The sequence below is a fragment of the Pontibacillus sp. HN14 genome (assembly GCF_021129245.1).
Taxonomy (GTDB): domain Bacteria; phylum Bacillota; class Bacilli; order Bacillales; family BH030062; genus Pontibacillus.
On sequence record NZ_JAJOLR010000001.1, the window covers coordinates 598,206 to 611,680 of the forward strand.

General features: G+C 40.8%; 14 protein-coding genes and 1 pseudogene. All 15 read left to right on the top strand.

From position 1 onward, the window contains the following. Position 1 precedes the first annotated feature (1 nt). The 15 genes and pseudogenes from LQ226_RS03050 to LQ226_RS03120 all read left to right on the top strand — a co-directional run bounded on the left by LQ226_RS03050 (position 2) and on the right by LQ226_RS03120 (position 13,436). Positions 2 to 643, top strand: coding sequence for a chemotaxis protein CheC (locus LQ226_RS03050; protein ID WP_231416366.1), 642 nt, complete (start codon positions 2 to 4; stop codon positions 641 to 643). Next, positions 633 to 1,118: a chemotaxis protein CheD gene (locus LQ226_RS03055; RefSeq protein WP_231416367.1), complete on the top strand. Its 486-nt coding sequence runs from the start codon at positions 633 to 635 to the stop codon at positions 1,116 to 1,118. The genes LQ226_RS03050 and LQ226_RS03055 overlap by 11 nt, the downstream gene beginning before the upstream one ends. Positions 1,119 to 1,255: 137 nt before the next feature. Further along, positions 1,256 to 1,459, top strand: a complete 204-nt coding sequence (locus LQ226_RS03060) for a hypothetical protein (protein ID WP_231416368.1) — start codon at positions 1,256 to 1,258, stop codon at positions 1,457 to 1,459. A 33-nt stretch (positions 1,460 to 1,492) separates the two neighbouring features. Further along, a complete protein-coding gene (locus LQ226_RS03065; protein WP_231416369.1) occupies positions 1,493 to 2,269 on the top strand; it encodes a FliA/WhiG family RNA polymerase sigma factor in 777 nt (258 codons plus the stop codon). Between the two features lie 15 nt (positions 2,270 to 2,284). Continuing rightward, the gene (locus LQ226_RS03070; RefSeq protein WP_231416370.1) at positions 2,285 to 3,676 is read left to right on the top strand and encodes a flagellar assembly protein A; all 1,392 of its coding nucleotides are present in this window, start codon (positions 2,285 to 2,287) and stop codon (positions 3,674 to 3,676) included. Between the two features lie 34 nt (positions 3,677 to 3,710). After that, positions 3,711 to 4,232 (top strand): DUF6115 domain-containing protein, encoded by a 522-nt coding sequence (locus LQ226_RS03075; protein ID WP_231416371.1) that lies wholly within the window; start codon positions 3,711 to 3,713, stop codon positions 4,230 to 4,232. A gap of 152 nt (positions 4,233 to 4,384) precedes the next feature. Beyond that, positions 4,385 to 5,116 carry a 30S ribosomal protein S2 gene (rpsB, locus tag LQ226_RS03080; protein WP_036778753.1) on the top strand — a complete coding sequence of 244 codons (732 nt, stop codon included), beginning with the start codon at positions 4,385 to 4,387 and terminating at the stop codon, positions 5,114 to 5,116. A 148-nt stretch (positions 5,117 to 5,264) separates the two neighbouring features. Beyond that, positions 5,265 to 6,158 (top strand): annotated as a pseudogene (gene tsf, locus LQ226_RS03085) (translation elongation factor Ts); the annotation flags it as partial. Between the two features lie 83 nt (positions 6,159 to 6,241). Continuing rightward, on the top strand, positions 6,242 to 6,964 hold the full coding sequence (pyrH, locus tag LQ226_RS03090; RefSeq protein ID WP_231416373.1) for a UMP kinase: 723 nt from the start codon (positions 6,242 to 6,244) through the stop codon (positions 6,962 to 6,964). Between the two features lies 1 nt (position 6,965). After that, complete coding sequence (gene frr, locus LQ226_RS03095; RefSeq protein ID WP_231416374.1) at positions 6,966 to 7,523, top strand: ribosome recycling factor; 558 nt, start codon at positions 6,966 to 6,968, stop codon at positions 7,521 to 7,523. 158 nt (positions 7,524 to 7,681) lie between these two features. After that, complete coding sequence (locus LQ226_RS03100) at positions 7,682 to 8,443, top strand: undecaprenyl pyrophosphate synthase (protein WP_231416375.1); 762 nt, start codon at positions 7,682 to 7,684, stop codon at positions 8,441 to 8,443. Between the two features lie 15 nt (positions 8,444 to 8,458). Next, complete coding sequence (locus tag LQ226_RS03105) at positions 8,459 to 9,253, top strand: phosphatidate cytidylyltransferase (protein WP_231416376.1); 795 nt, start codon at positions 8,459 to 8,461, stop codon at positions 9,251 to 9,253. 27 nt (positions 9,254 to 9,280) lie between these two features. Next, positions 9,281 to 10,426 carry a 1-deoxy-D-xylulose-5-phosphate reductoisomerase gene (gene dxr / locus LQ226_RS03110; RefSeq protein ID WP_231417555.1) on the top strand — a complete coding sequence of 382 codons (1,146 nt, stop codon included), beginning with the start codon at positions 9,281 to 9,283 and terminating at the stop codon, positions 10,424 to 10,426. A gap of 16 nt (positions 10,427 to 10,442) precedes the next feature. Beyond that, positions 10,443 to 11,699: an RIP metalloprotease RseP gene (gene rseP / locus LQ226_RS03115; protein WP_231416377.1), complete on the top strand. Its 1,257-nt coding sequence runs from the start codon at positions 10,443 to 10,445 to the stop codon at positions 11,697 to 11,699. 27 nt (positions 11,700 to 11,726) lie between these two features. Beyond that, a complete protein-coding gene (locus LQ226_RS03120; RefSeq protein ID WP_231416378.1) occupies positions 11,727 to 13,436 on the top strand; it encodes a proline--tRNA ligase in 1,710 nt (569 codons plus the stop codon). Positions 13,437 to 13,475: the final 39 nt, after the last annotated feature.

Genomic DNA, 13,475 nt, shown 5'->3' on the forward strand with positions numbered 1-13,475 from the left:
GATGAAATTTGAAGAACAATTTACTTCTTATCATTTAGATGTTTTAAAAGAAATCGGAAATATAGGGGCGGGTAATGCGGCCACATCCTTATCCAAACTACTGCAACGAAAAATTGACATGAAAGTACCATCTGTAAGAGTCGTAGGTTTTGATGAAGTTATGGATATAGTAGGAGGAGCGGAACGTACGATCGTTTCCGTTTTCCTTCGTATCGAAGGAGATGCTCCTGGGAATATGTTCTTTATCATGTCACCAGGCCAAGCCAGTCGCTTTGTGAGGCATATGACAGGGGAGCAGGAATTTGATTTTAACGCACCACCATATTCGGAATTGTCTCTATCATCCGTACAAGAATTAGGGAATATTTTATCAGGATCCTATTTATCTTCTATGTCAGATTTTACCCAGTTATCCCTTTACCCATCTGTGCCATCTATAGCAATTGACATGGTTGGCGCAGTACTTAGCTTCGGGTTACTAGAGCTGTCACAGGTTAGTGATTATGCCATTGTTATTGACACTACGTTTGTAGATGAAGAATATCAAGAGGAAGAAGTGAAAGGTCACTTTTTCTTGCTCCCTGATCCGGCTTCATTTGAAACGATTTTCGCATCTCTTGGAGTATCTTCTAATGAGTCGTGAACAGGTTGTGAAGGTGGGGATCGCTGACTTCAATGTAGTTCGCGAACCAAATGTGATTCGAACTTCTGGGTTAGGTTCATGTATAGGGGTAGTTATCTATGATTTACGAGCGAAATTAGCAGGTATGGCCCACATTATGCTCCCCGATTCGACGATGGCTAAGGGAGAACGTATGAAAGAGGCGAAATATGCGGATACAGCTATTCCGCTCTTAATGGAACTGTTGAAAGAAGAAGGAGGCCGTTCATTTAAAGCTAAGCTTGCAGGAGGGGCTCAAATGTTTCAGTTTTCAAACAATGATATGATGCGTATCGGTCCCCGTAATCTAGAAGCCGTGAAAAAACAGTTGAAATCGTGCAGCATTCCTGTTGTAGCAGAAGATTGCGGAGGAAGTAATGGACGTACGATAGAATTTGATCCTTCAAGTGGAATAATGCAAATTAGAACAGTAAATAAAGGTGTGACAGAAATTTGATGGTTGGTTCGATATTATGGAATCTCCTCTTTGCTATCCTAGGAGCAATACTTACTTTAAGCCTATCCTATTCAGGTCATACAACCTCAACTACTTCTATAAAAGTAGGGGTTGTTTTCTTGGTCTTCTATTTATTTATGTATCTTTTTAGAAGGGTAATGGGAATGGCCCTTGTATCCAATTCTAATGGATCAAAAGAAGAGGTGGCATTTGAAGATGCTACCGATGAAACGTTACAGGAAACAAGCGAAAGGGAAGAAGGAAAGCAGGGTGAACAATCAGAAGACCAAATTAAGCAAACATCAGATATGGTGCGGGCTTTATTAAATGAAGAAGAATAAGAAGCAGCTATAAGAACAATGAGGAGGGTATCTATGACCAACAATTCGGCTCCTCAAGAAGAAATTCTATGGGAGCAATGGCACAATGAACGAGATGTAGAGGCTGGCGATGAGCTTGTAAAGAGATATATGCACCTTGTCATGTATCATGTGCAACGAATTGCTGCTCATCTACCTCAAAGTGTCAGTAAAGAAGATATCAGGAGTTTAGGATTAATCGGACTTTATGATGCGCTTGAAAAATTTGATGTCACTCGTGATTTAAAATTTGATACGTATGCTTCTTTTCGGGTTAGAGGTGCCATTATGGATGGACTTCGAAAAGAAGATTGGCTGCCTCGTTCCATCCGTGATAAATCGAAGAGGATTGAGCAAGCGGCAGATCAATTAGAGCAGCAGCTTCAAAGAGAAGCAACTTCAAAAGAGGTGGCAGATAGGTTAGGGGTATCCGAACAGGAAGTAGATTCTGTAATGAAAGATACCGTGTTTGCGAATCTTTTATCTATTGAAGAGAAGCCAAAAGATACAAAAGATGAGCATAAAGAGGGTATAGGATACTCCTTGCCCGATCAAAACACACCCACCCCCCATGATCAACTGGTTAAAGAGGAGAACTATCAGGATTTAGCTCAAGGGATCCAGCAATTAAATGAAAAAGAACAACTAGTAGTGAGCTTGTTTTATCAAGAAGAGCTAACGCTAACAGAGATCGGTCATGTTATGAGCTTAACTACATCACGAATCTCGCAAATCCATGCACGTGCATTATTTAAGCTAAGAAATGTGCTGAAAGATACGATAAGCATGTAAGATGGGGGTGAGTAAATGGGGATCATTGAAGGTTTTTCAGATTATTTTGGGGTGCAAATCACCCCTGACAAAATGTCGGCCACTCTTTTATTGAAAAAGGCATATCATACAGAACTCTCTTTCTCAAAAGACGATCTGTTAGAAACTTTATTAGAATATGGAGTTCGTTCTGGCTTGAGAGAAGACCATCTCCAGCTTGTTGTTTCAGGTGCTGAAGAGGTGGCGTTTCCTCTTGTGGTAGCAGCAGGGACCCCCTCTGAAGATGGAGTGGACGGGAGGGTCCAATATGAAAAGGAACTTTCTCGTTCTTTCTCCTATGAAGGAAAAAGCAATGTGAACTTTCGAGATGTAATCAGAATACCATCGGTTCACGCTGGTGATCCCTTGCTTACTATAACTCAACCAACGGATGGACGTTCTGGGATGACCATAACAGGTGAAGAGGTGCCTCCTAAACCCGGGCGTTCCGTTGTTCTCCGTCCGGGTCAAAATGTCGAATGGAACAAGAGAGAACAAAGGATGTACGCTACATCCGATGGCCAAATTTCCGTAGGAGACAGAAGTGTTCATGTCTATCCTCTATATGAAGTTCCTGGGGATGTTACGATGAGAACAGGGAATATTGATTTTGTAGGTAGCGTGTCGATACGTGGAAATGTACCAACAGGGTATTCCATTAAAGCGACAGGAGATGTGACCATTACGGGACTTTTAGAAGGTTCAAGCGTTGAAGCCGGAGGATCTGTATATATATCTGAAGGCATAGCTGGTCATGGGAAGGGATGGGTACAAGCAGGCACGGATGTGAAATGTGGATATATAAATCAGGGGAAGATTGAAGCATCGCGGGACGTGTTTGTTGAAAATTCGATTATACATAGTGAAGTCGTAGCAAGAAAACATATATATTGTCAAAAAGGTAATATCATAGGTGGTGCTCTATCTTCAGGGTCTTCGATTGAAGCCAAAGATGTAGGAAATAAAATGAATACCCCTACTTCTATTTATGTAGGTTCTAATAAAAAGCTTATAGAATTGCAACAAGAGCTTGAACAAGAGCAAGTTGGGTTAATGGACACCTTACATAAACTCTCGTTAATCGGAGACAAATTGCATGAGAAACAAGAGAAAACGGGATTAAGTGCAAAAGAGAGAATCACTCTCTTACGTCAACGTAACTCTTATGAACAAGCCTACAATAGATTGCAGCTGGTAAAAGAAGAATTAAAAGAGCTTGTTCCAGATTATGAGGGTGGGGAAGAAGCATACTTTATTACCCACGGTACACTATTTGCTAATGTGACCGTCTCCTTTGGGAAATACAAGCGAAAAGAAATCAGGAACTTTACCAATGTAAAATCTGTTTTTCATAATGGAGAAGTGTTGATACGCAGTATGGAGGAATAAAACAACAAGGGCTTTTAGTTAAGGGGGGACAACCATGACTACCTATTTACTGGTCATTAGTTTTTTATTACATGGTATTCTACTAGTGGCAATTGTACTTCTCTCCTTGAGAGTTTCAAAGGCAAAGGAAATCGAAAAGCGACAGGCTCAAGTTGCTAAAGAGATAGAAGACACCTTCACAGCATACTTGCTTGAAATAAAAGAGGAAAATGAGCGTCTACTGAATAAATTAGAAGAAAATGGTGAGAATGGGGAGAGGGTTCGGGTCCAAGAAGAACGTTACAATGCCCCTCAAGAAACGAAAAAGCAACAGGATCATCCAACCTCTGAACCAGTCACTTTCAAAGAAGCTGAGGAGGATTCGTTACCTGCGGAGATGCCAGTTGAATATAAACCACCCTTGCCAGAGGAACAAGTCGATTATCAACCTTCGATAGAGTCACGTATCCTACAAATGTATAAACAAGGGGCTACTGTGGAGCAAATTGCAAAGCGTTTAGACCGTGGCACAACAGAAATTGAACTTACGCTGAAATTTCAATTAAGAATGTCATAATTATTCTTGCTTGGAATGGTGTCGTATGATATATTTATTTTTGGTGTTAGTACACACGCTTGTCGATTCATGCGGGTGGTGCTCATGTAATGAGTTCCGTAATGAAGATGAGACAGGCGGAGGATAACAAATAACCATTAGGAGGAAACATCATGTCAGTAATTTCTATGAAACAGCTTTTAGAAGCTGGTGTTCATTTCGGACACCAAACTCGTCGTTGGAATCCAAAGATGAAAAAATACATCTTCACGGAGCGTAACGGCATTTACATCATCGACCTTCAGAAAACAGTTAAGAAGGTAGATGAAGCATTTAACTACGTTAAGGAAGTAGCGGCTAACGGCGGTAACGTCCTTTTCGTTGGTACTAAAAAGCAAGCACAAGAATCCGTTAAGGAAGAAGCAACTCGTGCTGGTCAGTACTACATCAACCAACGTTGGTTAGGTGGAACACTTACGAACTTCCAAACAATCCGTAAACGTATTGCTCGTCTTAAAGATATCGAGCGTATGGAAGAAGACGGTACATTCGACGTACTTCCTAAAAAAGAAGTTGTAGAACTTCTTAAAGAAAAAGAACGTCTTGTTAAATTCCTTGGCGGTATTAAAAATATGGAAAGTCTTCCGGACGTAATGTTCATTATCGACCCACGTAAAGAGCGCATCGCTGTAGCGGAAGCTCACAAATTAAACATTCCGATCGTTGGTATCGTTGACACTAACTGTGATCCAGACGAAATCGACTATGTTATCCCTGCGAACGATGACGCAATTCGCGCTGTTAAACTTCTTACTTCTAAGATGGCAGACGCTGTTCTTGAAGCTAAACAAGGTGAAGAAACTGAAGAAGTTCAAGCTGAAGAAGCAGAAACAGCTGCTGAATAAGGAAGGTTTGAAAGGTGATAAGAGGGATTAACCTTTTATCACCTTTTTTAAAGAAAACATAGGAATGGTATTCGTTCTTTAATGAGAAGCAGAGTGATTAGCGTTGCTTTTGCTTTTCTTTGAAACATAATATCGAACATTTAAGGAGGATTTTATAATGGCTGTAACAGCAAAACAGGTTAAAGAACTACGCGAACAAACGGGCGCGGGTATGATGGATTGTAAAAAAGCCCTTACTGAAACTGATGGTGATATGGAAAAAGCGGTTGAATGGTTACGCGAAAAAGGTATTTCTAAAGCTGCGAAGAAAGCAGATCGTATCGCTGCAGAAGGTTCTGCTTCCATCGAAGTAGACGGAAATACTGCTGTAATCTTTGAATTAAACGCTGAAACTGACTTCGTTACAAAGAACGATCAGTTCAAAGCAATGCTTTCTGAGCTAGGTCAGCATCTTGTGAAGCAACAACCAGCAACTGTTGAAGAAGCTCTTGAGCAACCACTTCACGGTGAAGGTGATTCTCTTCAAGATTACATCACTTCTCAGGTAGCAAAAATCGGAGAGAAAATTTCTCTTCGTCGTTTCGAAATCGTCACAAAAGGTGATAACGATGCATTCGGTGCTTACACTCACATGGGTGGTCGTATTGGTGTACTATCTGTTCTTGAAGGTACAACTGATGAAGCTGTAGCGAAAGATATTGCTATGCACGCAGCTGCTGTTAACCCTCGTTATGTAACTCGTGACGAAGTTCCTGAAGAGGAAATAAACGGCGAGCGTGAAGTGCTTAAGAAAGAGGCGCTTAACGAAGGTAAGCCTGAGCATATCGTAGAAAAAATGGTTGAAGGCCGTCTAAACAAATTCTACGAAGGTATTGTTCTTACTGAGCAAGCATTTGTTAAAGACCCAGACCAAAAAGTTAAGCAATATGTATCTGAAAAAGGTGCTTCCATTAAAGGCTTTGTACGTTACGAAGTAGGCGAAGGCATGGAGAAGAAAGAAGAAAACTTCGCTGAAGAAGTAATGAACCAAGTAAATAAATAAAAATATGATAGCTTAAGTGGAATAGGGGACACGTGGTGTTCCCTATTTTCAAAAGCTTACATAAATGTGATATGGAGGTTATTATGACAACAGCTCACTATCGTCGTGTTGTATTAAAGTTGAGTGGTGAAGCGTTAAGCGGTGAAGAAGGATACGGAATCGATCCTGCTGTTATTCAATCCGTGGCTCGCCAGGTTAAGGAAATTTCTGAGTTAGGTGTTGAAGTCGCAGTTGTTGTTGGTGGCGGAAACATTTGGCGTGGGAAAGTAGGCAGCGAAGTTGGCATGGATCGTGCGACAGCTGACTATATGGGGATGCTGGCTACTGTTATGAATTCTTTAGCCATGCAAGACAGTCTTGAGAATATTGGAATTCCTACACGCGTTCAAACGTCTATTGAAATGCGACAAGTAGCTGAACCATATATTCGCCGTAAGGCAATTCGTCATCTTGAGAAAAAACGAGTGGTCATTTTTGCTGCTGGTACAGGAAATCCGTATTTCTCTACCGATACTACCGCGGCATTGCGTGCTGCTGAGATTGAAGCAGATGTCATCTTAATGGCTAAAAACAACGTAGACGGCGTTTATAATGATGATCCGAAGCAAAATAAAGATGCGAAAAAATACGAAGAGCTATCTTATCTTGATGTTCTAAATGAGGGATTAGGGGTTATGGATTCTACAGCCTCTTCCTTATGCATGGACAATGACATTCCACTTCTAGTATTCTCGATTACGGAAGAAGGAAATATTAAAAAAGCCGTTCTTGGCGATCAAATAGGAACTATTGTGAGGGGGAAATAACATGCCTAAAACAGTATTACAACAAACAAAAGAACAAATGGAAGAAGCCGTACGCGCCTTTACACGTCAATTAGCTACAGTTCGTGCAGGTCGTGCGAACCCATCCATCCTTGATGGTGTAAAAGTCGATTACTATGGTGCTGTTGTACCATTGAATCAATTAGCAACGATCTCTGCTCCAGAAGCACGTATGCTCGTTATCACTCCATTTGATAAGTCTTCAATCAGTGAGATTGAAAAAGCTATTCAAAAAGCTGATCTAGGTCTTTCGCCATCTAGTGATGGTAACATCGTGCGTATTAATATTCCGGCTCTTAACGAACAACGTCGTAAGGACCTTGTTAAAGTCGTGAAGAAATATACAGAAGAAGCAAAAGTCCAAGTCCGTAATGTGCGTCGTGATTCAAATGATCAACTGAAAAAGCTTGAAAAAGACGGTGACATTACAGAAGATGAACTGCGCAGCTATCAAGATGATGTTCAAAAAGAAACGGATAAAAACATCGGTGAGATTGATAAAGTTGCGAAGACTAAAGAAGAAGAAATCATGGAAGTTTAATGTGTTTCCTTGTACAATGAATGATGAACCCTCTTATTAGAAGGGGGTTTTTCATTTTTTAGCTAGTCAAGGTAGGCAAATGATTGGCTTTCGCTTCAAAGCGAAAGCCACATTTTTCTATACACATACTATTAACGCCCCGTAATGGAGGATCTCGTATGGTACTAAAACTTCCTTTTTTCAAGAAAAAGGCATCGTCAGAATCAATACAACTAGATCGTACTAATATTCCAAGGCACGTTGCCATTATTATGGACGGAAACGGAAGATGGGCAAAGAAGCGTGGACTACCACGGGTTGCTGGCCATAAAGAAGGAATGAACGTAGTAAAAAAAATCGTTCGACGGGCAACGGATTTAAATGTAGGCGTCCTCACTCTTTATGCGTTTTCTACAGAAAATTGGAAACGGCCTAAAAACGAAGTAGAATTTATTATGAAATTACCTGATGAGTTTCTCAATACATATTTACCAGAATTGATTGAGAATAATGTCAGAGTTCAGACCATAGGGCATATTGAAAAGCTTCCCCCACATACCAAAAAAGCTGTTGAAAATGCAAAAGATCAGACCAAACGTAATACTGGCCTCATTTTGAACTTTGCGCTTAACTATGGGGGCCGTGACGAAATTGTACAAGCGGTGCGTCAGGTAGCAAAAGATGTAATAGATGAAAATGAAGATCCTTCAATCATCTCAGAGGAGATGATTGAATCTCACCTTTACACACATACATTACCAGATCCTGACCTGCTCATTCGCACGAGTGGAGAACAACGCTTAAGCAATTACTTGTTATGGCAGCTTGCCTATGCTGAATTTTGGTTTACAGAAGTGTTATGGCCTGACTTTGATGAAGGTCAATTCGAAAAAGCTCTCCATGATTATCAGAAACGAAAGCGACGTTATGGAGGGGTATAAGGTGTTGAAATTGTTATGAAACAACGAATCGTTACGGCGATTATATTTGGCTTGTTAATCATTCCTATATTTTTCTTTGGTCAACTTCCGTTTGTGATCCTTATTTATGGGTTCGCAACAATTGGTCTTGCAGAATTAATGAGAATGAGACGAATTTCGCCTATCTCCTTTCCAGGAGTCATTTCGTTTGTCCATCTATGGGTACTATTAGCTCCTGAAGAGACATTCTCAGGGGTCGTAGATATGACAAAAGCAGAATTCACTCTACTAGCTGTGTTTATCTTGCTTGGGTACACAGTACTTGTGAAGAACAAATTCACATTTGATGAAACAGGGTTTTTACTGCTTTCTGCTGTGTATGTTGGAATGGGCTTTTACTATTTAATTGCGACAAGAAATGTAGAGGATTTTGGCGTTCACTATGTATTTTTTACATTGTTGCTAATCTGGGCAACCGATACAGGTGCTTTCTTTTTCGGGAAATTTTTGGGCAAACGAAAGTTATGGCCACAAATTAGTCCTAAGAAAACAATTGAAGGCTCTTTGGGAGGCATTTTGTTGGCCTGTGTGGTCGCTGTGGTGTTCCAACTACTCGTTCCACTCGACAAGTCTATGTTTGTTGTGATTGCCGGAGCGGTCCTCATAGCTGTGTTTGGTCAGATTGGAGATCTAGTTGAATCAGCTTATAAGCGCCATTATTCCGTTAAGGATTCAGGGAAGTTACTACCTGGACATGGAGGCGTGTTAGATCGTTTTGATAGCTTGATATTTGTGCTGCCCATTCTGCATTTTATCCAATTTATATCATAGGATTAAATTAGCATAGGAGCGTGTATGATGAAACATATTGCTTTACTAGGGGCTACTGGTTCAATCGGTATTCAAACGACTGATGTCATCCGTAACCACCCCGAAGAGTTTAATCTATTTGCGATGGCTTTTCGCCGGAATGTAGAAAAAGCTTTGCCATTAATAAGAGAATTTGATCCGGAGATTATAGTCGTTCAAAGTGAAGAAACAAAGGCTGAGCTTATCGAAGCAAACGTACAAGCTGACGTATTAGTAGGTTCTGTTGCCATGAAGGAGATTGCCACTCATGACCATGTAGATGTGTTAGTGAATGCTGTAATGGGAAGTGTGGGGCTAGAAGCAACCCTTGGAGCGATTGAGTCCCGTAAGCAAGTAGCGCTTGCGAATAAAGAAACGCTCGTAACAGCTGGACACTTAGTAATGGAAGCAGCCAAAAGAAACGGTGTCGATATCCTTCCTGTAGACAGCGAACATTCAGCGATTTATCAATGTTTAAATGGAGAGAACCATTCGGACATTCATAAGCTTACCCTCACGGCTTCAGGAGGGAGCTTCAGAGATAAGGCGAGGTCTGAGCTTGAGGGTGTTACCGTTGAGGACGCTCTTAATCATCCGAATTGGAGCATGGGCGCAAAAATTACAATTGATTCAGCAACAATGATGAATAAAGGGCTTGAAGTTATTGAAGCGCACTGGCTATTTGATATCCCTTATGACGATATTGATGTTATTCAGCATCGTGAAAGCGTCATTCACTCCATGGTTGAATTTAATGATAAAAGCGTAATGGCTCAATTAGGTACCCCGGATATGCGTGTGCCCATTCAGTACGCGCTGACTTATCCAAATCGACTTGAAATGAAAGATACGAAAACGTTAAACTTAGTAGAAATAGGCAAACTCCATTTTGAAGAAATGGACTTTGAACGTTTTCCATGTCTACGTATGGCCTATGAAGCTGGAAGAGCCGGAGGAACAATGCCTACTGTACTTAATGCGGCTAATGAGCAGGCGGTAGCGCTCTTTTTAGAAGGGGATATTGATTTCCTTAGGATTGAATCGCTGATCGAACGTGCACTCAGCGAACATGAGTTAATTGAAAGGCCTTCTCTTGAAACAATTGTAGAGGTTGATCAGGAAACACGAGCAAGAGTTAAATCTTACGTAAAATAAAAGGTAGGTGCTATTTTTGCCGACTATATTAGCATTTATATTCATGTTTGGATTGCTTGTTTTTGTACATGAACTAGGTCACTTGATATTTGCTAAGCGTGCAGGTATGTTAGCTCGTGAGTTTGCAATAGGATTTGGACCAAAGATCTTTTCATTCATGAAGAACGAAACGCTCTATACAATCCGATTATTACCTATTGGTGGGTATGTTCGCGTTGCAGGGGAAGACCCTGAAATTGTGGAATTAAAACCAGGACACCATATTGGGCTTGAATTCAGCCAAGCTGGTAAGGTAAACCGGATTATTGTGAATAACAAATCGAAATATCCTAATGCAAGAGTGATTGAGGTTGAACAAGCTGATTTAGATCATAAGCTTATGATTCAGGGTTATGAGATTGATGAAGATGAAAAACTCATTTTTGATGTTGAACCAGATGCTCTGTTTGTCATGGATGAGAAAGAAACTCAAATCGCTCCTTATGATCGCCAATTTGCATCGAAGACGGTTCCACAGCGGGCCATGCAGTTGTTTGCTGGGCCTATGATGAACTTCTTACTTGCGATTGTCATCTTCTATCTGCTCGCTATGATTCAAGGGGTCCCTTCTAATGACTCTACACTAGGTAAGTTAACAGAAGATGGTCCTGCTCAAGAAGCTGGGTTACAGCAGGGGGATAAAGTAGCTGCAGTTGGTGGTGAGAACGTTGGAACATGGGTTGAGTTTGTTGAAATTATTCAAGAAAAACCTAATGAAACGGTAGAACTATCCATTGTACGCGACGGAGAGAACTTAATGGTTCCTGTTAAGACAGGCGTAATGGAACGAAATGGTGAAGAAGTCGGAAAAATTGGTGTATTCCAACCCAAAGAAAAATCCATGACCACTCTCGCAACCTATGGTTTTACAAAAACATATGAAATCACTACAATGATTTTGACGAATCTAGGGCAACTGGTTACAGGTCAATTATCGATTGATCAGTTATCTGGACCCGTGGGAATTTACAATGCAACAGATGAAGTTGTGAGTATGAGCTGGGCTAATTACTTGCCATGGATCGCTATGTTAAGTATTAACCTTGGGATTATTAATTTGGTTCCTCTTCCAGCCCTCGATGGAGGACGCCTTCTATTCGTTGGTGTAGAAGCAGTAAGAGGGAAGCCAATTGAACCGCAGAAAGAAGCCATTGTCCATTTCATTGGTTTTGCACTTCTCATGTTACTCATGATTGTTGTAACATGGAATGATATTCAACGATTATTTTTATAAGTAAATAGAGAGACGAGGTGAATTAGGATGAAACAGAGTGAAATGCTCTTACCTACCCTACGTGAAAATCCTGCTGATGCAGAGATTAAAAGTCATCAATTATTAGTTCGTGCCGGTTTCATCCGAAAAGTAGCTTCTGGTATATATTCCTTTTTACCAGCAGGTACAAAAGTGCTACGAAAAGTAGAGGCAGTAGTTCGAGAAGAAATGGAAAATGCGGGCGCAATGGAAATGAATATGACAGCCCTTCAACCAGCTGAACACTGGAAAGAAACAGGGCGTTGGAATACATTCGGCCCTGAGTTAATGCGTATGCATGATCGCCACAATCGTGAATTTGCCCTTGGTGCTACTCATGAAGAAGAAGTAACAGCCATCATTCGCGATGAAGTGAAAAGTTATAAACAATTACCATTAACGGTTTATCAAATTCAATCAAAGTTCCGTGATGAAAAACGCCCTCGTTTTGGGTTACTTCGAGGAAGAGAATTCCTAATGAAGGATGCTTACTCTTTCCACAGCACACAAGAAAGTCTTGATCAGGCCTATGAGCGTATTTTTAGAGCTTATAAAAACATCTTCACACGTCTTGGATTAAACTTCCGTGCTGTTATAGCTGATTCTGGTGCCATGGGTGGTAAAGATACTCATGAATTTATGGTGCTATCAGAAGTTGGGGAAGATACAATTGCATATTCGGATCAAAGTAATTATGCGGCCAATATAGAAATGGCTCCTGTCGTAACTTCATATGAGCCGTCTTCTGAGCAACCAAAAGATCGGGAAAAGATAGCAACTCCTAATTGTAAGACAATGGCAGAAGCTGCGGAAGCTCTTGGACATTCTCTTGAAGAAGGAATTAAAGCGATTATGTTCAAGCTAGACGATGAAAAGTTAGTTATGGTTCTAACCCGCGGTGATCATGAAGTAAACGATGTGAAGTTAAAGAATCTATATGATGCTAGCTTAATTGATCTTGCTTCTGAAGAAGAAGTGAAAGCAGCCATTGGTGCTGGTTTTGGCTCATTAGGTCCTGTAGGCGCATCAGAAACAGTAGAGATCGTGGCTGACAATGCTGTGAAGAGTCTTGTAAATGCTACTTGTGGAGCTAATGAAGATGGTTTCCACTTTAAAAATGTCACACCAGGCCATGATTTTGAAGTGACTCATTATGCTGACCTTCGCTTTATACAAGAAGGAGATCCTTCTCCAGATGGTGAAGGCACAATTCAATTTGCCAAAGGAATTGAAGTGGGACACGTATTCAAGTTAGGCCAGTTTTACGCAGAGAAAATGGGAGCAAACTTCCTAGATGAGAACGGGAAGAACCAAACACTTATCATGGGTTGTTACGGTATTGGTGTATCTCGTACACTAGCCTCTATTGTTGAGCAGTATCATGATGATGCTGGGATTACTTGGCCAAAGCAAGTGGCTCCATATCACGTTCATCTTTTAGCCCTTAATGTGAAAAAAGACGAACAAAAAGAATTAGCTGAACGTCTTTATGCTACTCTAAAAGAGAAAGGCATTGAGGTTTTATATGATGATCGAAAAGAGCGTGCAGGTGTTAAATTTGCTGATAGCGACCTTATTGGTATACCACTTCGGATTACAGTAGGTAAACGTGCCGATGAAGGTGTCGTAGAAAGTAAAATTCGTGTAACAGGCGAACAAGCCGAGGTACACGAAAGTGAACTAGTTGAACATATTGAAGCACTATTAAAAGAATTGTAAGTGGAAAATAGGTACCTTCGTCAGCGAAGGTACCTCTCT